Origin of the sequence: Nocardia spongicola (genome assembly GCF_047200775.1) — a bacterium.
Taxonomy (GTDB): domain Bacteria; phylum Actinomycetota; class Actinomycetes; order Mycobacteriales; family Mycobacteriaceae; genus Nocardia.
Genome location: NZ_JBJZOO010000002.1, coordinates 367,029 through 391,810, shown reverse-complemented (window position 1 = coordinate 391,810; position 24,782 = coordinate 367,029). Strand labels below are relative to the sequence as shown.

The 24,782-nt window shown below is 63.9% G+C and carries 26 protein-coding genes; 13 read left to right on the top strand and 13 right to left on the bottom strand.

The genetic code is table 11. From position 1 onward, the window contains the following. Positions 1-4: 4 nt before the first annotated feature. The 4 genes from ACL02S_RS06820 to ACL02S_RS06805 all read right to left on the bottom strand — a co-directional run bounded on the left by ACL02S_RS06820 (position 5) and on the right by ACL02S_RS06805 (position 3,040). Positions 5-856, bottom strand: coding sequence for an MlaE family ABC transporter permease (locus ACL02S_RS06820; protein ID WP_412801441.1), 852 nt, complete (start codon positions 854-856; stop codon positions 5-7). Between the two features lie 4 nt (positions 857-860). Beyond that, positions 861-1,625 (bottom strand): MlaE family ABC transporter permease, encoded by a 765-nt coding sequence (locus ACL02S_RS06815; RefSeq protein WP_412801440.1) that lies wholly within the window; start codon positions 1,623-1,625, stop codon positions 861-863. Between the two features lie 281 nt (positions 1,626-1,906). Further along, positions 1,907-2,809 (bottom strand): 3-oxoacyl-ACP reductase, encoded by a 903-nt coding sequence (locus tag ACL02S_RS06810; RefSeq protein ID WP_412801439.1) that lies wholly within the window; start codon positions 2,807-2,809, stop codon positions 1,907-1,909. A 42-nt stretch (positions 2,810-2,851) separates the two neighbouring features. Next, entirely contained in the window at positions 2,852-3,040 is a 189-nt protein-coding gene (locus ACL02S_RS06805; protein ID WP_412801438.1) for a ferredoxin, read from the bottom strand. Between the two features lie 155 nt (positions 3,041-3,195). Here ACL02S_RS06805 and ACL02S_RS06800 point away from each other — a divergent pair, with 155 nt between their 5' ends. Continuing rightward, entirely contained in the window at positions 3,196-4,389 is a 1,194-nt protein-coding gene (locus ACL02S_RS06800; protein WP_412801437.1) for an acyl-CoA dehydrogenase family protein, read from the top strand. 20 nt (positions 4,390-4,409) lie between these two features. Then, complete coding sequence (locus ACL02S_RS06795) at positions 4,410-5,531, top strand: acyl-CoA dehydrogenase family protein (RefSeq protein WP_412801436.1); 1,122 nt, start codon at positions 4,410-4,412, stop codon at positions 5,529-5,531. A 57-nt stretch (positions 5,532-5,588) separates the two neighbouring features. On the opposite strand, the gene ACL02S_RS06790 is transcribed toward ACL02S_RS06795, so the two are convergent. Next, on the bottom strand, positions 5,589-5,960 hold the full coding sequence (locus ACL02S_RS06790; RefSeq protein WP_412801636.1) for a type II toxin-antitoxin system death-on-curing family toxin: 372 nt from the start codon (positions 5,958-5,960) through the stop codon (positions 5,589-5,591). Positions 5,961-6,300: 340 nt separating this feature from the next. On the opposite strand from ACL02S_RS06790, the gene ACL02S_RS06785 reads away from it, so the two are divergent. Next, positions 6,301-6,498 (top strand): AbrB/MazE/SpoVT family DNA-binding domain-containing protein, encoded by a 198-nt coding sequence (locus ACL02S_RS06785; RefSeq protein ID WP_412801435.1) that lies wholly within the window; start codon positions 6,301-6,303, stop codon positions 6,496-6,498. Then, positions 6,495-7,679 carry an FAD-dependent oxidoreductase gene (locus tag ACL02S_RS06780; protein ID WP_412801434.1) on the top strand — a complete coding sequence of 395 codons (1,185 nt, stop codon included), beginning with the start codon at positions 6,495-6,497 and terminating at the stop codon, positions 7,677-7,679. Before ACL02S_RS06785 ends, ACL02S_RS06780 begins: the two co-directional genes overlap by 4 nt. A gap of 27 nt (positions 7,680-7,706) precedes the next feature. Here ACL02S_RS06780 and ACL02S_RS06775 read toward each other — a convergent pair whose 3' ends face one another. Then, positions 7,707-9,356, bottom strand: coding sequence for an acyl-CoA synthetase (locus tag ACL02S_RS06775; RefSeq protein WP_412801433.1), 1,650 nt, complete (start codon positions 9,354-9,356; stop codon positions 7,707-7,709). Positions 9,357-9,416: 60 nt separating this feature from the next. On the opposite strand from ACL02S_RS06775, the gene ACL02S_RS06770 reads away from it, so the two are divergent. Beyond that, a complete protein-coding gene (locus ACL02S_RS06770) occupies positions 9,417-10,199 on the top strand; it encodes a crotonase/enoyl-CoA hydratase family protein (protein WP_412801432.1) in 783 nt (260 codons plus the stop codon). A gap of 69 nt (positions 10,200-10,268) precedes the next feature. Here the strand turns inward: ACL02S_RS06770 and ACL02S_RS06765 are convergent, their stop codons facing one another. Beyond that, the gene (locus ACL02S_RS06765) at positions 10,269-10,688 is read right to left on the bottom strand and encodes a VOC family protein (RefSeq protein WP_412801431.1); all 420 of its coding nucleotides are present in this window, start codon (positions 10,686-10,688) and stop codon (positions 10,269-10,271) included. A gap of 189 nt (positions 10,689-10,877) precedes the next feature. On the opposite strand from ACL02S_RS06765, the gene ACL02S_RS06760 reads away from it, so the two are divergent. After that, complete coding sequence (locus ACL02S_RS06760) at positions 10,878-11,876, top strand: sigma-70 family RNA polymerase sigma factor (RefSeq protein WP_412801430.1); 999 nt, start codon at positions 10,878-10,880, stop codon at positions 11,874-11,876. A 9-nt stretch (positions 11,877-11,885) separates the two neighbouring features. On the opposite strand, the gene ACL02S_RS06755 is transcribed toward ACL02S_RS06760, so the two are convergent. From ACL02S_RS06755 to ACL02S_RS06740, 4 genes are all read right to left on the bottom strand, one after another. After that, positions 11,886-12,305, bottom strand: a complete 420-nt coding sequence (locus ACL02S_RS06755) for a PIN domain nuclease (RefSeq protein ID WP_412801429.1) — start codon at positions 12,303-12,305, stop codon at positions 11,886-11,888. Continuing rightward, positions 12,302-12,496: a type II toxin-antitoxin system VapB family antitoxin gene (locus ACL02S_RS06750; protein WP_412801428.1), complete on the bottom strand. Its 195-nt coding sequence runs from the start codon at positions 12,494-12,496 to the stop codon at positions 12,302-12,304. The genes ACL02S_RS06755 and ACL02S_RS06750 overlap by 4 nt, the downstream gene beginning before the upstream one ends. 241 nt (positions 12,497-12,737) lie before the next feature. Further along, a complete protein-coding gene (locus tag ACL02S_RS06745; protein ID WP_412801427.1) occupies positions 12,738-14,294 on the bottom strand; it encodes an acyl-CoA synthetase in 1,557 nt (518 codons plus the stop codon). A 22-nt stretch (positions 14,295-14,316) separates the two neighbouring features. Then, the gene (locus ACL02S_RS06740; protein WP_412801426.1) at positions 14,317-15,354 is read right to left on the bottom strand and encodes an LLM class F420-dependent oxidoreductase; all 1,038 of its coding nucleotides are present in this window, start codon (positions 15,352-15,354) and stop codon (positions 14,317-14,319) included. Between the two features lie 114 nt (positions 15,355-15,468). Here ACL02S_RS06740 and ACL02S_RS06735 point away from each other — a divergent pair, with 114 nt between their 5' ends. The 5 genes from ACL02S_RS06735 to ACL02S_RS06715 are packed head-to-tail and all read left to right on the top strand — an operon-like array spanning position 15,469 to position 19,998. Next, the gene (locus ACL02S_RS06735) at positions 15,469-16,431 is read left to right on the top strand and encodes a Zn-ribbon domain-containing OB-fold protein (RefSeq protein WP_412801635.1); all 963 of its coding nucleotides are present in this window, start codon (positions 15,469-15,471) and stop codon (positions 16,429-16,431) included. 12 nt (positions 16,432-16,443) lie between these two features. Further along, positions 16,444-17,481, top strand: a complete 1,038-nt coding sequence (locus ACL02S_RS06730; RefSeq protein WP_412801425.1) for a thiolase family protein — start codon at positions 16,444-16,446, stop codon at positions 17,479-17,481. Further along, positions 17,478-18,659: a thiolase family protein gene (locus tag ACL02S_RS06725; RefSeq protein WP_412801424.1), complete on the top strand. Its 1,182-nt coding sequence runs from the start codon at positions 17,478-17,480 to the stop codon at positions 18,657-18,659. Before ACL02S_RS06730 ends, ACL02S_RS06725 begins: the two co-directional genes overlap by 4 nt. A gap of 5 nt (positions 18,660-18,664) precedes the next feature. Then, entirely contained in the window at positions 18,665-19,549 is an 885-nt protein-coding gene (locus tag ACL02S_RS06720; protein WP_412801634.1) for a TIGR03619 family F420-dependent LLM class oxidoreductase, read from the top strand. Between the two features lie 29 nt (positions 19,550-19,578). Next, entirely contained in the window at positions 19,579-19,998 is a 420-nt protein-coding gene (locus ACL02S_RS06715) for a nuclear transport factor 2 family protein (RefSeq protein WP_412801423.1), read from the top strand. A gap of 72 nt (positions 19,999-20,070) precedes the next feature. On the opposite strand, the gene ACL02S_RS06710 is transcribed toward ACL02S_RS06715, so the two are convergent. After that, entirely contained in the window at positions 20,071-21,372 is a 1,302-nt protein-coding gene (locus tag ACL02S_RS06710) for a cytochrome P450 (RefSeq protein ID WP_412801422.1), read from the bottom strand. 102 nt (positions 21,373-21,474) lie between these two features. Here ACL02S_RS06710 and ACL02S_RS06705 point away from each other — a divergent pair, with 102 nt between their 5' ends. Together ACL02S_RS06705 and ACL02S_RS06700 are read left to right on the top strand one after the other, a co-directional pair. Further along, positions 21,475-22,638 (top strand): steroid 3-ketoacyl-CoA thiolase, encoded by a 1,164-nt coding sequence (locus ACL02S_RS06705; protein WP_412801421.1) that lies wholly within the window; start codon positions 21,475-21,477, stop codon positions 22,636-22,638. Positions 22,639-23,000: 362 nt separating this feature from the next. After that, positions 23,001-23,417: a helix-turn-helix domain-containing protein gene (locus tag ACL02S_RS06700; RefSeq protein WP_412801420.1), complete on the top strand. Its 417-nt coding sequence runs from the start codon at positions 23,001-23,003 to the stop codon at positions 23,415-23,417. Between the two features lie 430 nt (positions 23,418-23,847). Here the strand turns inward: ACL02S_RS06700 and ACL02S_RS06695 are convergent, their stop codons facing one another. Further along, positions 23,848-24,759, bottom strand: a complete 912-nt coding sequence (locus ACL02S_RS06695) for an SDR family oxidoreductase (protein ID WP_412801419.1) — start codon at positions 24,757-24,759, stop codon at positions 23,848-23,850. Between the last annotated feature and the right edge of the window lie 23 nt (positions 24,760-24,782).

Genomic DNA, 24,782 nt, shown 5'->3' with positions numbered 1-24,782 from the left:
TCGCTTATCCGGAGAGATGGAAGTTGCCCGAGGTGCCGTAGATGGCCAACGAGATGAGCAGGGTCACGGTGACCACTGCAACCAGCGAGGTCCGTACCGCGTTACCTACCGCGACGCCGACCCCGACCGGTCCACCGACAGCGTGGTAGCCGTAGTAGGTGTGGATCATCATGATCGCCAGCGCCATGAAGATCGCCTGGGCGAATGACCAGAGGATGTCGGTCGGAATGAGGAAGGTGGAGAAGTAATGGTCGTAGACGCCTGCCGACTGTCCGTAGATCACCACCGTGGCGAACCGGCTCGCCACGAACGAGGCGATCACCGCGAGCGCGTAGAGCGGGATGATCGCGATCATCCCGGCCAGCACCCTGGTACCGACCAGGTACGGCACCGGCCGGATCGCCATCGACTCCAGTGCGTCGATCTCCTCGGCCACCCGCATCGCGCCGAGCTGCGCGGTCGATCCGGCCCCGATGGTGGCGGCCAAGCCGATACCGGAGATCACCGGCGCCGCGATGCGCACGTTGATGAACGCCGCGAAGAAGCCGGTGAGTGCCTCGACCCCGATATTGCCCAGTGAGCTGTAACCCTGCACCGCGATGGTGCCGCCTGCGAACAAGGTGAGGAAGCCGACGATAACCACGGTGCCGCCGATCACCGCCAAAGCGCCGGTGCCCATGCTGATTTCCGCGATCAGCCGGATCGTCTCGGTGCGGTAGTGCACCAATGCCCGGGGAATGGAACCCAACGCCTTGGCGTAGAACACCGCCTGCTTGCCCACCGTATCGAGCGAGTCCGACAGTTGGCGCACGCGCCGGACGGTGCGGGGGAAGCGGGACTCTATGACGAAAGCCATCCGGTCACCGCGCCGTGAACTTGATACCGACGGCGGTGACCACCACATTCACCACGAACAAGGCCATGAAGGAAAAGACCACGGTCTGATTCACCGCATCACCGACACTTTTGGGCCCCCCTCTGACATTCAGTCCCAGATAGCAGGCGACCAACCCCGCGATCAACCCGAACAATCCCGCTTTCACCTCGGAAAGGATCAGCTCGGGCAGATGAGTGAGCAGCGTGATGCCGTTGACGAACGCACCAGGATTCACATCCTGCAAATACACCGAGAACATAAACCCCCCAACGATGCCGATCGTACACACCAGGCTGTTGAGCATCAGTGCGACGAACATGGACGCGAGCACGCGCGGCACCACCAGTCGATGCACCGGATTGATACCGAGCACTCGCATGGCGTCGATTTCCTCGCGAATGGTGCGGGCGCCGAGATCCGCGCAGATCGCGGTAGCACCGGCTCCTGCGACGATGAGCACCGTGACGATCGGCCCGATCTGCGTGACCGAACCGAATGCCGCGCCCGCGCCGCTGAGGTCGGCCGCACCGATCTCGCGCAACAGAATGTTCAGTGTGAAGCTGACCAGAACGGTGAACGGGATGGCCACCATCAACGTCGGCACGATCGATACGCGCGCGATGAACCAGGACTGGTCGATGAACTCGCGCCATTGAAAGGGCCTGCGCACGCTGGAACGCACGACATCGACAGTGAGTTCGAAGAATCCCCCCACGGCCCGCAATGGCTCGGCAAGGACCTGGTTCATCCGCGATCCTCCTTGCTCGAACGGCGCGTACAACCCTCGGCGCGAAACTCCGCCGTGACCGCACCGCCGCAGTGATTAGAACATGTTCAATGTGCCACCGGAAGTGATTTCACACTTTTCACGTGCCATTCATTGAATTGTTGGCGTTATCAATTGCAACAGGTTTCAACTGGTAAATCGCACCGCCTCTGTGAGGTACGACATAACCCGTCCCTATGTCTACCAAGCAGAGATGTCATGATCAACAGCTGATCCGTAACATCGGCGATACCCGCCGCCGATCACTCCAGATCGATCAGCGATGATGCCGAGAAGGTTTGTCCTGCGGGCCGATCCGCGAAGTAGCCGCCGAGCGTATCGGCCAGATCTCGCGCCGACCACTGACCGTCTGCCGCGTCGAAGCGGCGTTCGACAACCGGCGCCGCCATCAGCGCCACCATCCCCCCATAGACCACGAACAACTGTCCATTGATCGCATCGGCCGCGGGCGAAGCGAGGTAGGCGACCAACCGGGCCACATGATCAGGTGACAGCGGGTCGATCTCCCCCTCCGGCGCCGGGCTGAATACCGCGGCGGTCATCGCGGTCCGCGCCCGCGGCGCGATCGCATTGGCGCGCACCCCGTAGCGCGACAGTGCCCGTGCGGCGGAGAGCGTCAGGGTGGTGATACCCGCCTTCGCGGCACCGTAGTTGGCCTGCCCCTCCGGACCGAGCAATCCCGCCTCCGAGGAGGTGTTGACCAGCCTCCCGTATACCGGGGCGCCCGCCTGTTTGGACTTGCCTCGCCAGTAAGCGCCCGCATTGCGCGACAGCAGGAAATGGCCGCGCAGATGCACCGCGATCACCTGGTCGAAATCCTCGTCGGACATGTTGAACAGCATGCGGTCGCGGGTAACGCCCGCGTTGTTGACCACGATGTCGACCGACCCGAAGGACTCCTCGGCCGTGCGAATCAAGGCGTCGGCGGTGGCCCGTTCGGCGATACTGCCGGCGACGAACTCCGCCTTGGCGCCGAGCGCACGGATTTCGGCAAGCGTGTCGGCCACCGCGTCCGACTTCGCCAGATCGTTGACCACCACCGAGGCGCCCGCCCCAGCCAGCGCGAGCGCTTCGGCCCTTCCCAATCCGGCGCCGCCGCCGGTCACTATCGCTACTCGGCCGGCCAAGCTCAGATCATTACCCACGAGCCGACTCTAGAACGTGTTACAAATTACGACAAGGGGTGATCACTGCAGTCGCAGCGCCGCCTTGGGGCACTGCGCGACAGCATCCTCGACGTCGGCGAGCCGCTCTGGCGGCACCTCGGCGTTCGCGATGTGCAGCACATCCTCATCATCGAGTTCGAACACGTCGGGGGCTATTCCGACGCAGATCCCATTCGCTTCGCACAGGTCGGGATCGACACTTATCTTCATAACAACTCCTTCTACCGCCACTGCGATCAAAGCCTAACAATCGATCTATACCAGCTGGGCCCCATCACCTAGATCCGCTAGCAATACTGGAACATGTTTCAGTTCATGTGCAATGATCGGGAGAACCCGATCCGACGAAGGCCCGAGGTACTGCTATGCGCATTGCGTACACGCCACAACAGGAGCAGCTGCGCGCGGAACTGCGTGACTACTTCGCGCAGCTCATCACCCCCGAGCGCAGAGCGGCGCTGAGCGCGCAGACCGGCGAGTACGGGCAGGGCAATGTCTATCGCGAAGTCGTCCAGCAGATGGGCCACGACGGCTGGCTGGCGCTTGGTTGGCCCAAGGAGTACGGCGGGCAGGACCGCCCCATCATGGATCAGCTGATCTTCACCGACGAGGCCGCGACCGCGGGCGCGCCGGTGCCGTTCCTGACCATCAACTCGGTAGCGCCGACGATCATGCACTATGGCAGCGCGGAGCAGAAAAAGTTCTTCCTGCCCAAGATCGCGGCAGGCGAACTGCACTTCTCCATCGGTTACTCCGAACCGGGCGCGGGTACCGACCTGGCCAGCCTGCGGACCACGGCGGTGCGCGACGGTGACGACTATGTGATCAACGGCCAGAAGATGTGGACCAGCCTGATCGCCTACGCCGACTACATCTGGCTGGCCGTGCGTACCGATCCAGCGGCCAAGAAGCACAAGGGCATCAGCATGCTCATCGTGCCGACCACCGCGGAGGGCTTCTCCTGGACCCCGGTGCACACCATGGCGGGCCCTGATACCAGCGCGACGTACTACCAGGACGTCCGGGTTCCCGCGAGCGCGCTGGTCGGCCAGGAGAACGGCGGCTGGGCGCTGATCACCAATCAGCTCAACCACGAGCGCGTCGCACTCACCTCGGCCGGGCCGCTGCTGCTGGCCCTGCGGCAAACCGTCGAATGGGCTAGCGCTACCAAAGCAGGCGACGGCTCCCGCGTGATCGACCGGGAATGGGTGCAGCTCAACCTGGCCAGGGTGCACGCCAAGGTCGAATACCTCAAGCTGCTGAACTGGGAAATCGCCAGCCGGGCCGATGCTGGCGGCGATGCGGCTCCGCGACCGTGGGACGCCTCGGCCTGCAAGGTGTACGGCACCGAACTGGCCACCGAGGCATACCGGCTGCTCATGGAGGTACTCGGCCCGCAAGCGTATCTGCGCCAGGATTCTCCCGGCGCCGAACTGCGCGGACGGCTGGAACGGATGCACCGCGCCGCGCTCATCTTGACCTTCGGCGGCGGCACCAACGAAGTGCAGCGCGACATCATCGCCATGACCGCCCTCAAGCAGCCTGCCGCGGCGCGCTGATCGAAAGCAGGTAGACCACCATGGATTTCATCCCCACCGAAGCACAATCCGATCTCGGCAAACTGACCGCCGAAGTGTGCGGAAAGCTGGTCACCGCCGACCGGTTACGGGAACTCGATACCGCGGGTGCGGCAGGATCGGACGCCGAGCGCTTCGACCAGCCCCTGTGGAGTTCGCTGGCGGAGACCGGTGTACTCGCGGCGACCCTGCCCGAGACGGTCGGCGGCAATGACCTAGGCCCGCTCGAGCAGACCGCCATCCTGCGTGAGCTCGGCAAGCACCTCGCGGCCGTGCCCTATCTGTGGTCGATCGTCCTCGGCGCGGGCACACTGGCCCGTTTCGGCGATGCGGCGCAACAGGAGGTAGCCACCCGGGCATGCTCGGGTAGCGCCATCCTCACGGTGGCACTGGCCGAAGAGCGCAACTGGGAACCAGGCACGCCGACCACCACCGCGAACGAGACAGCCGAAGGCTGGCGGCTCACCGGCGTCAAAACCACCGTGCCGTACGCGAATCGAGCCGAACGCATCCTCGTCCCCGCCAGTATCTCCGGGACCACAGCGGTCTTCCTTGTCGACCCGACGGCAGCGACGGTGACCGCGCAGCAAGTCGTCGACCAGAGCCCGGAGTTCGTGGTCGAGCTCACCGATACGCCCGCCGAATTGGTCGGCACCACCGCGAACGGCGCCGAAATCCTGGACTGGATTCTCACCCGCGCCTGGCTCGGACTCAGCGCCCTGCAGCTGGGCACTCTGGAGCGGGCGCTGGACCTGGTCGCCGAATACGCCAGGGAGAGAGAACAGTTCGGCAAGCAGATCGGCAGCTTCCAGGCCGTCGCCCAGCGCCTCGCCGATGCGTATATCGATGTCCAGGGCCTGCGCCTGGCGGTAACTCAGGCCGCATGGCGAGTGGCGGAGGGCCTGGACTCGGCCGAGGCGGTGCATACGGCGAAGTTCTGGGCCGCCGACGCCGGCCACCGTGTCGCGCACACCGTCGTCCACGTACACGGTGGTGTCGGCATCGACCGCGACCACATCGCGCACAACTACTTCACCGCGGCCAAGCACAACGAGTTCGCCCTCGGTTCAGGCACCGACCACCTGCGCGCACTCGGCGCCCTGCTGGCCGCCACGCCCTCCTGACCGCGACACCGGCCGATCGGCCGTGCGGGAATACCGGACGGGCCGATCGGTCGGCGGTCAACCTTCGAATTTCATCAAGCGCTCGGCAATCGCTGGAACGTCGAGCACACCCTGACAGACGTCCAGCACGAAACGCTCGGCATCATCGACATCGAAACGCGGGTCGAGCCGGTGACCGTCGAGGTACAAGAAGACCCGGCTCGCGTACCACGCCAGTCGCTTATTCCCGTCGACCAGACCGTAATTGCGTGCGATCGATTCCATCAACGCGGCTGCCTTTTGCCATACGTCCGGGTAAGCGTCCTGTCCGAATACACTGGACTGTGGTCGAGTAAGAGCCGATTCGAGCAGACCGTAGTCGCGAACCGCCGCAGTATCCAGCCGCTCAGCGAGATTCAGCAGTTCAGGCAGCGTCAGGTACTCCATCAGGCGAGTCTCCGGTTCAGCTCCTCACTGACTCGCAGAACATGATCGGCCGCCTCATCGAACAGCCTGGAGTGCTCGTTGATCGCCTTGATGACCGCATCGTGGACGAACTGCTGCATACTGCGGCCCTCTGCCTGCGCACGCTGACGCAGCGCGACCAGTTCTTCCTCGGAAAACCTGATGTTCAGCCCAGCTATAGCCCGATGGTACTGCGCGGTACCGCACGAGAGCGGCGAACATGCCCGCCACCATGACAGGCCGAGACCACTGTGCCGAGCGTGCCTGATCTCGCGGCGCCGTCGGTATTACGATTGCTATGAACCCATCGTGATAGGGGAATGCGATGCGCCTGAGCAGCAAGGGACAAGTGACGATCCCCGCCGACCTTCGCGCTGAGAACAATCTTCACGAAGGCGACGACGTGGAGGTCATCGATGTCGATGGCACATTACGAATCGTACGAGCCGAAGCTTCCTCGACTCGAGGACGACGCGCCGTCCACCGACTGCGGGGCAGCACGGACAACGAGGACGGCCGATGAACGCCAACTCGACCCCACTACCCGCGACCACCTCCGTCGTTATCGTCGGCGCTGGCCCCACCGGACTGACCGCCGCCATCACGCTGGCCGACGCGGACATCGATTTCGTCCTGCTGGACCGGCTCGCGGAAAGCTCGAATACCTCACGCGCCGCCGTTGTGCACGCCAGGACACTGGAGATCTTCGAACAGCTCGGCATTGCCGAAGAACTGATCTCGACGGGTCTCATCACATCGCGCTTCGCTCTGTACGACGGCAAGCACGCACTGGCCACCATCGCTTTCGATGATCTCCCCACCCGCTATCCGTACATCCTGACAACCCCGCAGGCCACCACCGAAGCGATACTGCTGAACCGGTTGCGGAAAGCAGGCGGCGAAGTGTACCGACCATACCGAGTCAGTAGAGTCATCAACGAAAAAGACGGTGCCACAGTTGAATACACCGATGCCGCAGGGAATCCCGGCAGCATCGGCGCCGATTACGTCATCGGGGCCGATGGCATACACAGCGTGGTCCGTGAGCAGGCAGGCATCGGATTCGCTGGGGGCACCTACCCGGAGTCCTTCCTCCTCGCCGATATCCGGATGGACTGGCCGATCACTCATGCCGGGTCGGTACACCTTCACCAAGAAGGCATCGCAGTGATCTTCCCTTTACCGGACGAGCAGACCACGAATCGCTACCGCATAGTGGCTCCCCTGGAGAACACGCCCGACCACCCGACCGCCGCGGATATCCAGTCCATCCTGGACATCTACGGCCCCGGCGGTGCGGTAGAAGTTCGTGAGGTGCTGTGGAGCTCACACTTTCGCATACACCACCGGGTCGCCGACCATTACCGCAGGGACCGCATCCTGCTCGCGGGCGATGCCGCCCACGTACACAGCCCAGCGGGTGGCCAGGGAATGAACACCGGCATCCAGGACGCCGCCGCACTCGGCCCACTGGTGACCCGAGTACTCGCAGGCGAGCCGGGCACCCTGTTGCACAACTACGAAGCAACCCGCCGCCCGGTCGCGCTCGATGTCGTCTCGTTCACCGACCGGATGACCAGAATCGCGACCTTGCACTCCCGCCCCGCCCGCGCCGTACGCAATCTGGCTCTCACCACCCTGATCAGGATCCCCGCTGTCCGCCACCGCCTCGCATCCCGGCTGGCCGAGCTCGCCAACAGTTGACTCCGGCCGCACCTGCGCCGCAGGCTGCTATTTCGAGCTTGCTTCGGCGTGCTCGTCCGCCGGACGGGCCTTGGTCTGTTCCTTGGCCCAGCGGTAATCGGGTTTACCCGCGGGGGAACGCTTGATCTCGTCTACGAACCACAGACTGCGCGGCATCTTGTAGGAGGCGATCTCCTTGGTGAGCACCGGGCGCAGCTCCTCCAGCGTGGGCCGCTTCTCACCGCGACACTGCACCACGGCCACCACCCGCTGGCCCCAGCGTTCGTCCTCGATACCGACCACCAGCGCGTCGAAGATCTCCGGGTGCGTCTTGAGCGCGCCCTCGACCTCCTCGGGATAGATCTTCTCGCCGCCGCTGTTGATGCTGACCGAACCACGGCCGAGCATGGTGACCGTACCGTCCTCCTCGACCCTGGCGAAATCACCGGGGATGGCGTAGCGAATCCCGTTGAACTCCTTGAAGGTCGCCGCGGACTTGGCCTCGTCCTTGTAGTAGCCGAGTGGCAGATGCCCGCTCCTGGCCAAGATGCCGACCACACCGGATCCTGGCTGCACGGGATTGCCCTCCTCGTCGAGCACCGCGGTAGCGGCATCGATCTTCACCCGGGGCCCCCCTGTATGCGTGGCGCCCTTGGTGACAAGGGAAAGCCCGCCGAAACCGGTCTCCGAGGAGCCGATCGAATCGGAGATCATCCGGTTCGGCAGCAGCTCGAGGAACTGGTCCTTGAGCGCGGGAGAGAACAACGCCGCACTGCTGGCCACCACATACAGGCTCGAAAGATCGTAGGGCTGACCAGTTTCCGGATTGCCCTCGACCAATGCGTCGAGCATCGGGCGCGCCATCGCGTCGCCGGTGATGAAGATCAGGTTGATCTTGTGCCTGTCGATGGCCTGCCACACTCCGTGCCCGGAGAACTCCGGGATCATCACGGTCTTACCTCCGCCGAACAGACTCTGGAATGTAGCCCACTGCGCGCCACCGTGGATCATCGGCGGAATCGGGAACCGCACCATAGGTGGGTTGCTCGCGCCGAGCTTCGCCAATTCCCACTCTTCCTGGACATATTCGCCGGTGATGAAATTGATGCCCCCGCCGAGCACGCGCCATACATCCTCCTGGCGCCACATCACCCCCTTGGGCATACCGGTAGTGCCGCCGGTGTAGAGCATGTACAGATCGTCCGGGGAGCGATCGCCGAAATCACGCTCTCCCGAGGACTGCGCGAGCACCGACTCGTATTCCACCGAATCCGCTGCGGTGGGAATCGTGCCGGTCGTATCGTCGTCGACGACGATGACGGTGCGCAGCTGCGGGACCTTCGGGCGGACGGCGGCGACTTTGTCGCTGTAGCGGCGCTCGTGGACCAGCGCGACCATATCGGAGTTGTCGAAGATGTACTGTAACTCGTTCTCGATGTATCGATAGTTCACGTTGATCATCACGGCCCGTGCCTTGAAGATCGCGACCATGGCCTCGACGGCCTCGATCGTGTTGCGTGAGTAGATGCCCACCTTGTCACCCGGCTGGACCCCCTGATCTCGCAGGTAGTGAGCGAGTTTATTGGCCCGCTCCTCCAACTGGGCGTAGGTGACCTCACGGCCGTCGTCGGCCAGTACGACGCGGTCGGGCATCAGGTCGATGGCATGTTCGACAAGGTCCGCTATGTTGTAGCTCACAGTCCTAAAAATAGAACGTGTTACTGTCTCTGACAAGGTCAGAAGTCAGGAGAATCAGCAATGCCGCACTGTCTGGTGGAAAAGCGCGACCATGTCCTCATCGTCACCATGAACCGCCCCGAGGCGCGTAATGCCTTGTCGGGGGAGATGATGGCGATCATGCGAGACGCCTGGGACCAGGTGGACAATGATCCGGATATCCGTGTGGCGATCCTGACCGGCGCGGGCGGTGCGTTCTGCGCCGGCGCCGATCTCAAGGCGATGACCACCCAGCACCCCGGCGACTCGTTCGCGGGCGGCGGCTGGGACCTGTCCACGATCGACGCGCTGCTCAAAGGCCGCAGACTGACCAAACCATTGATCGCGGCAGTCGAGGGCCCTGCCATCGCGGGCGGCACCGAGATCCTGCAGGGCACCGATATCCGGGTTGCCGGTGAGAGCGCGAAATTCGGCGTGTCCGAAGCTCGATGGGGCCTGTTCCCGCTTGGTGGATCGGCAGTGCGATTGGTCCGCCAGATCCCCTACACCATCGCCGCGGACATCCTGCTCACCGGTCGGCACGTCACTGCGACGGAGGCCAAGGAGATCGGGCTGATCGGACAGGTGGTGCCGGACGGTACGGCACTGGACAAAGCGCTGGAGATCGCCGGGCAGATCGCCGCCAACGGCCCCCTTGCCGTGCAGGCCATTCTGCGCACCATCCGGGAGACCGAGGCCATGCCGGAGAACGAGGCCTTCCGGGTCGAAGCCGAGATCGGGATGACCGTATTCCGCTCGACAGATGCCAAGGAAGGGCCGAAAGCGTTCGCGGAGAAGCGTAAGCCCACTTTCACCGGCAGCTGAACGCATCAGCCCGCCGAAGGCCTTGGGCCGCCCCTGGCGCACGGAGCATCGGAAGCGGCCCAACCGAGTTCAGTTGCCGCCCGGGTAGTTCATCCAGAACAGCTCCCACTGATGGCCGTCGGGGTCGATGAACGCCCGCCCGTACATGCCGACTTGCGCTTCCTGCGCCCGCTTGTCCTCGTTCACCTCTTCGGTCGCGCCCGCGGTCAGTGCCGCGCCGACGAGGTTGTCGACCTCCTCGACGCTGCCGAGAGCCAGCGCGTACACGGCACTGGTCGCCGCCTCGGTATCTGCCACCGGCCGCTTGCTGAAGGTGGTGAAGTAATCCCTGGTGAGCAACATCAGGCAGATGTTGTCGTCGACCACGATGCAGGCGGCATTGTCATCAGTGAATTCTTGATTCACCTTCCAGCCGAGCGCCTCGTAGAAGGTCTTCGACCGATCCAGGTCGGCTACCGGGAGATTGACGAAGATCATTTTGCTGCTCATGGGTCTGTTCCTCTCGAACGATTCCGATCGTGTCACTGGATACGACGAGCCAGGGCAAGAAAACTCATCGCGCCGTCGCCATAGCACCGAGCAGTCCCACGTCGTACCGAGAAAGCGACGAGCTCGATCCGTGGGCAACCGATCCGAAGTCCTGCGTTCATGTCGGTGCCCTGTGGCACAGTGCCACCTATGAACGACTCGTCCGGCTCGTCATCCGGTCCAGTTCCCGATGCACTCGCCTCGTTCGAACCCCATCGCCGAGAGCTGTGCGCATACGCCTACCGGATGCTCGGTTCCTCTTTCGAAGCCGAAGACGCTGTACAGGAGACCTTCACCCGCGCGTGGAAGTCCTATGGCTCGTTCGAAGGTCGCGCAGGCCTGCGAACCTGGCTGTACAAGATCGCCACCAATGTCTGCCTGGATATGCTCGGCGGCCCGCAACGCCGAGCGCGGCCGATGGATCTATCCGGCCCCGCACGACCGGATTCTCCCGTACCAGCGCCGCAGCCGGACTATGTCTGGATCGAGCCCATTCCGAACGCACTCGCCTTCGGCGCCGATCCGGCCGAGCACGCCGATGTAAAGGACACGCTACGACTGGCCTTCGTCGCCGCCTGCCAGCACCTGCCCGCCACTCAGCGCGCGATTCTGATCATGCGTGAGGTCCTGCGGTTCTCCGCCGACGAGACCGCTGATGCGCTCACCATGTCGACCGCATCGGTGAACAGCGCACTGCAACGGGCCAGGGCCACCATGGCCAAGGCCCGGCCCGCGGACACCGATGCCTACGACGAAACCGATGCCGATCAGCGCAAGCTGGTGGACGACTATGTCAAGGCGTTCGAGGCCTACGATATGAACGCACTCACCGCGCTGCTGAAACACGATGTGGCGATGTCCATGCCGCCGATCGAGATGTGGATCTCCGGGCCGGAGAACGTGGCCGCCTTCATGCTCGGCGCCGGAAGCGCCTGCCGCGATTCCCGGCTCGTCCGCCTGGCAGGCGCCAACGGCCTGCCCGCCTTCGGTCACTACAAGCCGGGCCCCGAACCGGGCGTATGGCTGCCACAGTCGATCACGGTGCTGGAACTCGACGGTGACCGCATCGCCGGGCTGAACTTCTTCCACGACACCGAGAAACTCTTCCCGCTGTTCGGCCTCGCTCCAGAACTTCACGAACCGACCTGACCCACGACGTCAGCCCGCGGCACCTCGGGGCACGATCCATTCCATCGGCTGGCCGGTGAGGTCACCGATGAGGTCGAAGTCGTGGTCGTAGTGCAGCACAGTCAGTTCGGCGAGTTCAGCGGTAGCGGCGATGATGAGGTCGGGTAGCGGGCGACGATGTTGCCCGCGTTGGGCGAGTCGGCGTTGCACATCGAGGGCTCGTTTCATGGCGGCGCCGTCGGTGGCTGCCCAAGACAAGGCTTGGAGTGCGGTGTTCAGGCGAAGATAGTCGCTACTGTTACGAGCCGAGTACAGCAGTTCGAGAGCAACCATCTCACAGACGGCGAGGCGCCCCGCGGCGATCTCGCTGTCCAAGCGGCGAGCCGCGTCTTCTGAGATGTACCGCTGGGCGTGGGCGGATTTATCGGCCAGGTAGACGGGAGTGCTCACTCCCACGCTCCACGCATGGTCTCGGAATCGAGGTCGAGGTCCACAGTCCGGAAGGTCTCCACGGCCTGGGCGCGGCGGCGCTCGGCGAGGACGTGTGCCAGTGCGCGGTTGACCGTCTCGGTCTTGCCGTGAGTACCGAGCACTTGCGCGACCTCTTCCCAGTCATCATCGAGATCGATCGTGGTACGCATCTAAACCACCTCCATGATGATGCGCATTCAGCTATGACAATGATATCAGCAGCCCAATGCGATTGACATCAACAAAGGACGTGGCTGATTCCTGCTGTTCGGCCTCGCTCCAGAACTTCACGAACCGACCTGACCTACGAACACGAATGTGCCCTGCGCAGCCGGGTACGCAGGGCACATTCGTTTATCGGCAATCCACGCGCGGCCGGAACGAAACCCAGCGGACCGCCCGCGCGACAGACTAGGACGCCGAGATATAGCGGTCGCGAAGTTTGCGCTTGTAGAGCTTTCCGTTGGGGTCGCGCGGCAGCTCGGGCAGATAGTCGATGGACTTGGGCCGCTTGTATTTGGCCAGCTGGGTCGCGGCGAAGGCCATCAGCTCCTCGGTGAGCTCCGCATCGCCCGCGACGCCGTCGACAGGCTGCACGACCGCCTTCACCTCCTGCCCCCAATCCGGATGCGGGATACCGAAAACCGCCACATCGGCGACCTTCGGATGGGTGATGAGCACGTTCTCGACCTCGGCGGGGTAGATGTTCACCCCACCGGAAAGGATCAGATCCGAGCGCCGGTCGTGCAGGTAGAGGTAACCGTCCTCGTCGAGATGTCCGATATCACCGACGGTGAACATATCGCCGACGCGCGCGTCCTCGGTTTTGGCCTTGTCGTGGTGATACTCGAAGCTCGACACGCCCATGCGCATATAGACCAAGCCGGTTTCGCCTACAGGCACCTCGGAGCCGTCGGTCTCACTGAGTACCTTGATCACCGACCACGGCCATGCCTTGCCCACCGATCCCGGTTTGCGTAGCCAGTCGGTGCCGTTGATCACCGTTCCGCCGCCTTCGGTTGCCGCGTAGTACTCGGTGACCGTCGGGCCCCACCACTCCAGCATCTTCCGCTTGGTCTCCTGCGGACAGGGAGCGGCTCCGTGCACCATACTGCGCAGCGAGGACACGTCGTACCCGGCGCGTATCTCCTCCGGCAGCGCGAGCAGCCGATGGAACTGGGTGGGCACCATATGACTGTGCGTCACCCGATACCTGTCGATCAGCCGCAACATCTCCTCGGCATCCCAGCGATCCATCAGAACGAGCTTGTGGCCCAGCTGAATCGAGATGGTGGCGAAGTTCAGCACCGCGGTGTGATAAAGCGGGGAGCCGCAGAGATGAACGTGATCGTCGTAGGGCGCCAGTTCGAAGAGGCCGAAGAACGCGGTGGTGTGCGGCGGAATGACATCCGGGTCGGCGCCGGTGAGCGGGCGCCGAACCCCCTTGGGGCGCCCCGTGGTTCCCGAGGTGTAGAGCATCGGCGCACCGGTACCGCGGTCGGCAGGCCGGGCGGCGTCCGCGGTGCCGAGCTGAGCCACCGGCCGGAAGCCCTCGATCTCGCCGACCGCGTAACGCGCCTGTGCAGGCAGTCCCGCTTCGTCGGCGGCGGCCTGCGCCGCGGCGGCGAAACGATCACTGGCGATGAATGCCTTGGCCTCGCTGTCGGCCAGGATGTAGGCGACCTCTGGACCGGTGAGATGCCAGTTCACCGCGACGATGTACAAACCGGACTGATAGGCCGCGAAGTAGGCGGCAATCGCCTCCACACAGTTGTGCAGCATGGTCACCAACACATCACCGGTGGCCAGGCCGAGTTCACGTAGGCCGTTGGCATAGCAATTGGCGAGCGTGGCCAATTCGCGATACGTCACCTCCTTACCCAAGGGATCGACCATCGCGATCCGGTCGGGCTCGGCGTCGGCGATGTTCCACAGACCGAGGACTTTTACTGGCTCCTGCGTCGTCACCTCACTAAATTTAGAACGTGTTCTACCGTTCGACAAGGGGGGCGAGCCGACGCAATTGCTCGATATCGGATACCGATACCAGCATCATGGTGACGCCTGCGGCCTCCCACACCGGCAGCTGCTTGCGGACATGCTCCTCGTCGCCGATGATCGCGGTATCCAGGATCAGCTCGTCCGGCACCATCGCGGCGGCCTCGGCCTTCTTGCCCGCCTGGAACAGCCGTCCGATCTCGTCGACCTCGCGGTCGTACCCCATCCGCCGGTATACCTGGGCATGGAAATTCAGTTCCGGTGCGCCCATACCGCCGATGTAGAGCGCCATGATCCAGCGCATCCGCTCCAGTTCGCCCGCCGGGTCGTCGGTGATCACCACCTGACAACTCGCGGCGATCTCGAAATCCGCCCTGCTCCGCCTGGCGCCCGCCCGTGCGAACCCCTCATCCAGCCAGTCGTTGTACATCCCGGCCAACCGGGGCGCGTAGTAGATGGCCAGCCAGCCATCGGCGATCTCCGCGGTCAGCGCGACATTCTTCGGCCCCTCCGCGCCCAGCCAGATCGGCAGATCCGCACGCAGCGGATGCACGATCGGCTTGAGCGGCTTACCGAGCCCGAGAGAGCCGGGCCCGGTGTAGGGCAACGGATAGTGCGGGCCGTCATTGGTGACCGGCGCTTCACGAGCCAGCACCTTCCGCACGATATCGACATATTCCCTGGTGCGCTGCAATGGCTTGGCGAACGGCTGACCGTACCAGCCCTCCACCACCTGCGGCCCGGAGACGCCGAGACCGAGGATCGCCCGGCCACCACTGAGATGGTCGAGGGTGAGCGCGTGCATGGCGGTCGCAGCCGGGGTCCGTGCCGACATCTGCACCACCGAGGTACCGAGTCGCACCCGTTGCGTCGACGAGCCCCACCAGGTCAGCGGACCGAAGGCGTCCGACCCCCAGGATTCGGCGGCGAATACGGCGTCGAATCCGGCCCCCTCAGCTGCCACCACCAGTTCGCCCGCGTTCGCGGGTGGCTGGGCCATCCAGTATCCGAGTTGCAATCCGAATTTCACTCCGGACCCCTTTCCGTTCAATGCTTGCCACCAGAGTTAGAACCTGTTCTACTCGATAGCGTGACTCAGGGGAATACTGTATCCACGGCAATCGCCAGTGGAAACGGCACGGGATTGAACACCGCGCCCGAGGTACTCAGCGCGCCCCTGCGGGCGCATTTCGACTACACCCGCTCGGTGGGACCCACCATCGGGACCTTCTTGACCAAGCTGCGCGAACGCAAGATCATCGGCGCGCGCGGTTCGGACGGCCGGGTGATCGTGCCGCCGCCGGAATACGATCCGATCACCGCCGCACCGCTGACCGAATTCGTCGATGTCGCCGCGACCGGCACCGTCGAAACATGGACCTGGGTGCGCGAACCGCTGCCCGGCCAGCCGTTCGACCGTCCGTTCGCCTGGGCACTGATCCGGCTCGACGGCGCGGATACCGCACTGCTGCACGCGGTCGATATCGCAGCGCCGGAGGACATCCACACCGGTATGCGAGTGACCGCCCGGTGGGCCGAACAGACCGAAGGAAGCATTCACGATATCGCCTGCTTCGAGCCGGGTGAACAGGCAAGCACCGCGACCGAACCCGAAAGCTCGGCCGAGCCGGTCACCGGGATAGTCACACCGGTCGATCTGTCCTACAAACACACCGCCTCCCCGCAGGAAACCGTCTACCTGCGTGGATTGGCCGAGGGCAAGCTGATCGGCGCGCGCACCGATGCCGCGGGCAAGGTGTATTTCCCGCCCCGCGGCGCGAACCCCACCGATGGCAGGCCGACCGAGGATTACCTGGAACTGTCCGACCACGGCACGGTGACCACCTTCTGCATTGTGAATGTCCCGTTCCTCGGGCAGCGGATCAAACCGCCCTACGTCGCGGCCTATGTCCTGCTGGACGGCGCGGATATCCCGGTGCTGCATCTGGTCCTCGGATGCGAGGCGAGCGAAGTGCGCATGGGCATGCGGGTGGAAGCGGTATGGAAACCACGCGAGGAGTGGGGCTACGGCCTGGAGAACGTGGACCACTTCCGGCCGACCGGTGAGCCGGATGCCGACTACGAGACCTACAAACATCACCTCTGAGAGAGGCGCACGTTGACTGACAACGCCACCGATATCGCGGTCGTGGGTTTCACCCACGCACCGCATGTGCCGGAGACCACCGGCACTACCAATGGTGTCGAGATGCTGGTGCCCTGCTTCCAGCAGCTCTACGATCGGCTCGGCATCACCAAGTCCGATATCGACTTCTGGTGCTCGGGATCTTCCGACTTCCTTGCCGGACGCGCGTTTTCGTTCATCTCCGCAGTCGATGCGATCGGTGCGGTGCCGCCGATCAACGAATCACACGTGGAGATGGACGCCGCATGGGCGCTGTACGAGGCGTGGGTGAAACTGCGTTCGGGACAGGCGAAAACAGCCCTGATCTACGGTTTCGGCAAGTCCTCCGCAGGCACCTTGCGCCAAGTGCTCACCATGCAGCTCGACCCGTATCTGGTCGCGCCGCTGTGGCCGGACGCGCTGTCCATCGCCGGGCTACAGGCCCGAGCCGGACTCGACGCGGGTCGCTGGACCGAGCGCGATATGGCCGCGGTGGCCGCGGGCTCGGCAGGCAATGTCGACAGCCTGTTGAGCGAGCCGTATGTCGCCGATCCGCTGCGCGCGCACGATGTCGCGCCGATCACCGACGGCGCGGCCGCCGTGGTACTCGCGGTGGGTGATCGCGCCCGTGAACTGTGCGAACGCCCCGCCTGGATCACCGGTATGGCGCACCGAGTGGATACACCGGTGCTCGGCGCCCGCGACCTCACCGTCTCTGCCTCCACATCGGCCGCGGCCGCGGCAGTCGGTTGCGGCAGCACCAGTGATTTCGATATCGCGGAACTGCACGCGCCGTTCAGTCATCAGCAGTTGATCCTCGCCGAGGCCATCGGCCTGCGCGAGGGCACCGTAGTGAACCCGTCCGGTGGCGCGCTCGCAGGCAACCCGATGTTCGCCGCGGGCCTCGAGCGCATCGGCTTCGCGGCCGAGGCCATCATGACCGGCTCGGCGGGCCGTGCACTGGCCCATGCCACCAGCGGACCCGCGCTCCAGCAGAACCTTGTGACCGTCTTGGAATCGGAGACCCAATGAGTACGACGGGCGGGGGCTACCCAGCCGCGGTGCTCGGCACCGGACAAACCCATCACGTGACAAAACGTACCGACGTGTCGATGCCGGGCATGTGTCGCGAGGCCATCGATCGCGCGCTCGATGACGCCGGACTCACCATCGCCGATATCGACGCGGTCGTGGTCGGCAAGGCGCCCGATTTCTTCGAAGGCGTCATGATGCCCGAGCTGTTCATGGCGGATGCGCTCGGCGCTACCGGGAAGCCGCTGTTGCGCGTGCACACCGCGGGCTCGGTCGGCGGGTCAACCGGTGTCGTCGCGACCAATTTGGTGCAGGCTGGCGTGCACAAGCGGGTGCTCGCGGTGGCCTGGGAGAAGCAGTCGGAGTCGAACGCCATGTGGGCGTTGTCGATTCCGGTGCCGTTCACCATGCCGGTCGGCGCGGGTGCTGGCGGCTACTTCGCCCCCCATGTGCGCTCCTACATCCGGCGCTCGAACGCGCCGAGCCATATCGGTGCGATGGTCGCGGTGAAGGATCGCCGGAACGGGGCCAAGAACCCGCTCGCCCATCTGCAGCAGCCCGATATCACCTTGGAATCGGTACTCGCCTCGCAGATGCTGTGGGATCCGATCCGCTTCGACGAGACCTGCCCCTCCTCCGATGGCGCGTGCGCGATCGTGCTCGGCGATGCGGACGCGGCCGCCGCCGTCGAGGCCACCGGCCGGAAGGTCGCCTGGGTGCACGCCACCGCGATGCGCACCGAACCGACCACCTTCGCCGGACGCGATCAGGTCAACCCCCAGGCAGGCCAGGATGCGGCCGCGGCACTGTGGGAAGCGGCGGGTATCACCAACCCGCTCGAGGAGATCGACGTGGCCGAGATCTACGTTCCGTTCTCCTGGTTCGAACCGATGTGGCTGGAAAACCTCGGCTTCGTGCCGCCAGGCGACGGCTGGAAGCTCACCGACAAAGGCGAAACCGAAATCGGCGGGATCCTGCCGATCAACCCCTCCGGCGGGGTGCTGTCCTCCAACCCGATCGGCGCGTCCGGGCTCATCCGATTCGCCGAGGCCGCCAAACAGATCATGCAACGAGCCGGTGACTACCAGGTCGAAGGCGCCCGCAAAGCAATGGGACATGCTTACGGCGGGGGGTCGCAGTACTTCTCGATGTGGGTGGTCGGATCGGAGCCTCGGTGACCGCGCTGAAATTCACCATCGGGATCGCGATGAGTCCGCTGGAGCAGCTGCCTGAGCTCGCGAAAACCGCTGAAGAGTGCGGTTTTTCGTCGATCGCGCTGCCGGACTCGCTGTTCTACATGCAGTCGGCGACGGCCGAATACCCCTATACCGCCGACGGCAGCAGATTCTGGGGACCGGACAGTCCATGGGTCGATCCACTCATCGGCGCGGCCGCCATGGCGGCCGTCACCAGCCGGATCCGCTTCTACACGAATGTGTTGAAGCTGGGCTCACGCAACCCGCTGCTGCTGGCCAGGCAGGTCGGCTCGGTGGCCAATCTGTCCGGCAACCGCTTCGGGTTCGGCGTCGGCATCGGCTGGGCGCCGGAGGAGTTCGAGTGGTGTGGCGTGCCGTTCGCCCGGCGTGGCGCTCGGGTGGACGAGATGATCGAAGTCATCAAGCTGGTCTTGGCCGGCGGAATGGTCGAGTACCACGGCGAGTTCTTCGACTTCGAACCATTGCAGATCAGCCCGGCGCCGAGTGAACCGGTGCCGTTCTATATCGGCGGACACACCGCCCCTGCGCTGCGCCGCGCCGCCAGGGTCGGCGACGGCTGGACCTCGGCCATGATGACCTACGACGAATTGCGGCGGACCATCGAGAAGCTCGACACACTGCGCGCCGAGTTCGGCCGGAGCGATGAACCGTTCGAGATCCAGGCGGTCTGTGTCGATCGTTTCGGCCGGTCCGGATATCAGGATCTGGCCGATGCCTGCGTCACCGATGCGATTGTGGTGCCCTGGCTGGCCGACGGGATCGGCTTCGATGGCGAGCTCGCCGCCAAACAGGACTCGCTACACAAGTTCGCGGAGCAATACATAGCCGAACCCATCGTGGCGGCACCGTAACGGCCACCCCACCAGTCCAGGGAGCGCGTATGACTGCCACCACGGAACATCCGGCCAGGGCCGCGGGCCTGGCCTCACAGGCCGCGGTCCGAGCGCGGGACAAGCAGGCGTGGGTCGCGTTGTTCGCCGAGGACGCAGGCATAGAGGACCCCATCGGCCCCTCCGGCTTCGATCCGGAGGGCAAGGGGCATCACGGTAAAGAGGCCATCGCCGCATTCTGGGACAAAGCGATCGCCGCGACCGATCTGATCGAGTTCCTGTTCGACGACTCGTTCGCCTGCGGCAACGAGGTCGCCTTCACCGGCACCATCCGCAGCACGATCGGCGGTCATCGGGTCGATGCCGACGGTGTGTTCACCTACCGAGTGGACGACGACGGCAAGATCGTCGCGCTACGCGCGTTCTGGGAAATCGATCGCGCCATGGCGACAGCACGGCCGGTCGACTGAACAATCGGCCACCATCCCGGCACATGACAAGGGCCCTCGCACCCCCCACAGTGCGAGGGCCCTTGCGCTGTCTCAGTGCGCGACCGGGCAGGTCTTATAGTCGACCGAGAACTCCTTGATCCCATTGAGCCACCCCGAGCGAAGACGCTTCGGGTCACCGATCTTGGTGATGTCGGGCAGGTGATCGGCGATGGCGTTGAAGATCAAGTCGACCTCCAGCCTGGCCAGGTTCGCCCCGATGCAGTAGTGCTCACCGGTGCCGCCGAAGGCCAGATGCGGGTTGTCCGCGCGCATGATGTCGAACTTCTCCGGGTGGTCGAAGACCTCTTCGTCGAAGTTGGCCGAGCGGTACAACATCACCACCCGATCCCCCTTCTTGATCTGCACACCGCTGAGTTCGAAGTCCTCCAGCGCGGTCCGCTGGAACGAGTTGACCGGAGTGGCCCAGCGGATGATCTCATCGGCGGCCGTGGCCGGGCGCTCCTTCTTGAACAGCTCCCACTGGTCGGGGTGCTCCAGGAACGCCATCATGCCCTGGGTGATGGCATTGCGCGTGGTCTCGTTGCCCGCGACAGTGAGCATGATGACGAAGAAGCCGAACTCCTCCTCGGTGAGCTTGTCACCATCGATATCGGCCTCGATCAGGGTGGTCACGATATCGTCGGCTGGACACTGCTTGCGGTCGGCCGCCATCTGGTACGAGTAACCAAGGATCTCGGCAGAGGCCGCGACCGGATCGACGGTGTTCTCCGGATCGTCATAACCGGTCATCTCATTGGACCAGTTGAACAGCTTCATCCGGTCTTCCTGCGGAACGCCGATCAGCTCGGCGATAGCCTGCAACGGCAGCTCACAGGCCACCTGGGTGACGAAATCACCGGAGCCCGATTCCGCAGCGGCCTTCACGATGGCCTCGGCGCGGGCCGAGAGCTCGGCGCGCAGGCCGTTGATCGCCCGCGGTGTGAACCCCCGCGAGACGATCTTGCGCAGTTTGGTGTGCTCGGGTGCGTCCATGTTCAACAGAACGACGCGCTGCAGCTCGACCTGCTCGCGAGTGATGTCGTCACTGAAACGCGGAATAGCGGTGTTCGCATAGCTGGAGAACACATCGCTGCGCCGCGACACCTCTTTGACATCGGCATGCTTACTGAGCACCCAGAAGCCTTCGTCTTGGAAGCCACCGATCTCGGGCGGCTGCGGATTCCACCAGATCGGCGCGGTCCGGCGTAGTTCTGCGAACTCCTCGACCGGAAGGCGCTCGGCGTAGATGTCTGGATCCGTGACGTCGAATCCGTCCGGCAGATTCGGCCGGGCATTCCCAGTGTCTACCACCAGATGTCTCCTTCGAGAAACTGAAACACGTTCTATAATCATTCAAGCACAGGTGAGAGAATGAGGAAAGAAACCGATCCGATTCCGCTTCCATCAGTGCCATGAACGCGTTTCAGTTTTATGCTCCGTGAGGAAAGGTTGGACATGGGCACACCGGTAATCGTCGAGGCCGTACGTACCCCGATCGGCAAGCGCGGCGGCTGGCTGTCGGGCCTGCACGCGGCCGAACTGCTCGGCCTGGCCCAACGCGGACTGCTCGAGCGAGCACATCTGGACCCCATGCAGGTCGAGCAGGTTATCGGCGGCTGCGTCACACAAGCGGGCGAGCAGTCCAATAATGTCACCAGAGTGGCCTGGCTGCACGCAGGCCTGCCGTGGCAGGTCGGCGCTACCACCATCGACACCCAATGCGGCTCGGCCCAGCAGGCCAATCACCTGATCGCCGGATTGATCGCAGCCGATGCCATCGAGACCGGCATGGCCTGCGGTGTAGAGGCGATGAGCCGAGTCCCGCTCGGCGCCAACGTCGGCGAGAACGCCGGGCCGCGCAGGCCCGCCTCGTGGAATATCGACCTGCCCAACCAGTTCGAAGCAGCAGAGCGAATTGCCAAGCGGCGCGGTATCACTCGCGCCGATGTAGACGAGTTCGGTGCCCGCTCACAACGTCTGGCCGCACAGGCATGGGAGGAAGGCCGGTTCGATCGCGAAGTGCTCACCATCAGTGCGCCCGCGGTCGACAAGGAGGGCAATCTCACCGGCGAAAAGCTGGATGTGACAAAGGATCAGGGCCTGCGTGCGACCACAGTGGAAGGCCTGGCCGAGCTGAAGCCGGTCCTGGAGGGTGGCGTACACACCGCGGGATCATCCTCGCAGATCTCCGACGGCGCCGCGGCGGTCCTGCTGATGGACGAAAAAGCGGCACAGCGAGCCGGTTTGACCCCGAGGGCACGAATCGTCACCCAGGCGGTGGTCGGCGCCGAACCCGAGTTCCACCTCGACGGCCCGGTACAGGCATGCACCCGGCTGCTGAAGCACTCGGGGATGTCTCTCGACGATATCGATCTTTTCGAGATCAACGAGGCGTTCGCATCGGTCCCCCTCTCCTGGGCCTCGGTGCACCGGCCGGACCTGGATCGGGTCAATGTCAACGGCGGCGCGATCGCACTCGGACACCCTGTCGGATCCACTGGATCACGCCTGATCACAACAGCTTTGCATGAACTGGAGCGCTCGGATCGCAGCACCGCTATGGTGCTCATGTGCGCCGGTGGCGCACTTGCGACAGGGACGATCATCGAGCGCTTATGAGAACTTCAAGCGTTCCCACGGGATTGGTTGAAGATTCATTCCTCGCGAGCGAAAAAGTGTCATACGCCACACATGCGTGTGGATGATCCCACCACGGAGATATCAGTTACCTTACGGCTATCGAGATCCTCTGCCGTGAGAACGCAACGACGGGCTGGAATCTGGTCATAACGCCCATTCTCGAGAGCCGTTGGGGTACCCCGCAAACGCAAGCGCCCCAGCGGCTTCGCCGCGTTCAACCCTAGAAGCTTCAAGGAAATCTGGAATCAGGCGTAGGTTTTCAGTTACTGAGCCGCTAATATCAATGATGCGTATCCGAGATAACGACTGTTAGTACAGTGAAGGGAATTGGGCGGCTCACAATGGCTGATTTCGCGGCGCGGCTGAACAAGCTGTTCGAAACCGTGCATCCCCCTGGGCGTAAGCCGCATACCAACGCGGAGGTCGCGGCAGCACTGACGGCCTCCGGGCATCCGATCTCGAAACCGTACCTGTCGCAGTTGCGGTCGGGGCAGCGGACAAACCCGTCCGATGAGACAGTGTCCGCTTTGGCGAAGTTCTTCAAGGTCAAGCCGGACTACTTCTTCAACGACATCTATGCCGCCAAGATCGATCATGATCTCGAACTGCTGTCCCAGCTGCAGGGCTACGGACTGCGGAGGCTGTCGAGCAGAGCGTTCGACTTGTCCGAAGAATCACAGAACCTACTCACCTCCATGGCGGAGAAGTTGCGGGCCAGCGAGGGCTTGCCCGAAATTCCTCCGGACGGCACCGAGTAGCTTCTTCCGCATACAGCACAGCACGGTGCGACCTCATGAGGTCGCACCGTGCTGTGCTGTATGCGGGGAAGGTCTCAGCACGCGATACAGGGCCGCCATGCCCGAAGAAATAGCGAAGCATACCGAGCCGACATGTGGTTTTGTTCGGAAAAACCGAGCACATAGTCGCTTTCAACACGACTACAGGGTTTGAAGTTCGCATTCAGCCAGTTTTCCTACAAACCGGTTGGTTCGAATAGTGGATTGATTTGAATAGGCAACTGGCCGCGCAATATTGCCTCATACTGATTGCATTCGTCCGAAGTCGATCAACTAGGGAAGGCTCGGAAACGACCTTCTCAGCTATCCCAACTCGACCTCGGATCCTGGCCCGATCAGTCCACCCGGTACCGGCACAGCTCCGCGGTATACGGCTCACCCGCAACACGGATCAGGCTCCGTAGACCGGCTCCGGCACAACCGCCTTGGCGATCAAATCGGCCACCACGGGTCCGAGTTCGGCCGGATCCCAGCGGGCGCCACGGTCGACAGCGATCCCGTGCCGCCAGCCATCAGCGACCGCGACCTTGCCACCTTCGACTTCGAACATCCGCCCGGTGACCGCTGCCGACTGCGCACTGCCGAGCCACACCACAAGTGGCGACACGTTTTCTGGCGCCATCGCGTCGAAACCGTCCTCCGGCTCGGCCATCGTCTCCGCGAATACCGTCTCGGTCATCCTGGTCCGCGCGGCAGGCGCGATCGCGTTCACCGTAACGCCGTAACGAGCGAATTCGGCGGCGGCGGTCAGCGTGAGACCCGCGATACCGGCCTTGGCCGCACCGTAATTGCCCTGCCCGACGCTGCCCTGCAGACCAGCGCCAGAGCTGGTGTTGATGATCCTTGCATCGACAGGACGGCCTGCCTTGGACTCCGCGCGCCAGTACTCGATGGCGTGCCGCATCGTGGCGAAGTGGCCTTTGAGGTGCACCCGGATCACCGCGTCCCACTCGTCTTCGCTCAGGTTGACCAGCATGCGGTCCCGCACAAAACCCGCATTGTTGACCAGCACATCCAGCCTGCCGAACGTATCGACGGCCTGATGTACGAGGCTGCGTGCCCCGGCCCAGTCCGCGACGTCCGCACCATTGGCCACGGCTTCGCCGCCGAGCGCCTTGATCTCCGCGACCACCTGATCGGCCGGAGTCTCCGCGGTGGACAGGCCATCCAATGCCGAGCCGAGGTCGTTGACCACCACCTTGGCACCCGCCGCGGCGAAGGCGAGGGCGTGTGCCCGGCCGATACCCCGGCCCGCACCGGTGACGATGACGACGCGCCCTGCGCAGATCTGCTCGGTGTCCATACCTGTGTCCTTCTCGTATATGT

Bases quoted from the DNA above. Each gene is read 5' to 3' on its own strand.
- ACL02S_RS06820 (WP_412801441.1), bottom strand. From the start codon at position 856: ATGGCTTTCGTCATAGAGTCCCGCTTCCCCCGCACCGTCCGGCGCGTG.
- ACL02S_RS06815 (WP_412801440.1), bottom strand. From the start codon at position 1,625: ATGAACCAGGTCCTTGCCGAGCCATTGCGGGCCGTGGGGGGATTCTTC.
- ACL02S_RS06805 (WP_412801438.1), bottom strand. From the start codon at position 3,040: ATGAAGATAAGTGTCGATCCCGACCTGTGCGAAGCGAATGGGATCTGC.
- ACL02S_RS06800 (WP_412801437.1), top strand. From the start codon at position 3,196: ATGCGCATTGCGTACACGCCACAACAGGAGCAGCTGCGCGCGGAACTG.
- ACL02S_RS06795 (WP_412801436.1), top strand. From the start codon at position 4,410: ATGGATTTCATCCCCACCGAAGCACAATCCGATCTCGGCAAACTGACC.
- ACL02S_RS06785 (WP_412801435.1), top strand. From the start codon at position 6,301: ATGCGCCTGAGCAGCAAGGGACAAGTGACGATCCCCGCCGACCTTCGC.
- ACL02S_RS06780 (WP_412801434.1), top strand. From the start codon at position 6,495: ATGAACGCCAACTCGACCCCACTACCCGCGACCACCTCCGTCGTTATC.
- ACL02S_RS06770 (WP_412801432.1), top strand. From the start codon at position 9,417: ATGCCGCACTGTCTGGTGGAAAAGCGCGACCATGTCCTCATCGTCACC.
- ACL02S_RS06765 (WP_412801431.1), bottom strand. From the start codon at position 10,688: ATGAGCAGCAAAATGATCTTCGTCAATCTCCCGGTAGCCGACCTGGAT.
- ACL02S_RS06760 (WP_412801430.1), top strand. From the start codon at position 10,878: ATGAACGACTCGTCCGGCTCGTCATCCGGTCCAGTTCCCGATGCACTC.
- ACL02S_RS06750 (WP_412801428.1), bottom strand. From the start codon at position 12,496: ATGCGTACCACGATCGATCTCGATGATGACTGGGAAGAGGTCGCGCAA.
- ACL02S_RS06725 (WP_412801424.1), top strand. From the start codon at position 17,478: ATGAGTACGACGGGCGGGGGCTACCCAGCCGCGGTGCTCGGCACCGGA.
- ACL02S_RS06715 (WP_412801423.1), top strand. From the start codon at position 19,579: ATGACTGCCACCACGGAACATCCGGCCAGGGCCGCGGGCCTGGCCTCA.
- ACL02S_RS06710 (WP_412801422.1), bottom strand. From the start codon at position 21,372: ATGATTATAGAACGTGTTTCAGTTTCTCGAAGGAGACATCTGGTGGTA.
- ACL02S_RS06705 (WP_412801421.1), top strand. From the start codon at position 21,475: ATGGGCACACCGGTAATCGTCGAGGCCGTACGTACCCCGATCGGCAAG.
- ACL02S_RS06700 (WP_412801420.1), top strand. From the start codon at position 23,001: ATGGCTGATTTCGCGGCGCGGCTGAACAAGCTGTTCGAAACCGTGCAT.
- ACL02S_RS06695 (WP_412801419.1), bottom strand. From the start codon at position 24,759: ATGGACACCGAGCAGATCTGCGCAGGGCGCGTCGTCATCGTCACCGGT.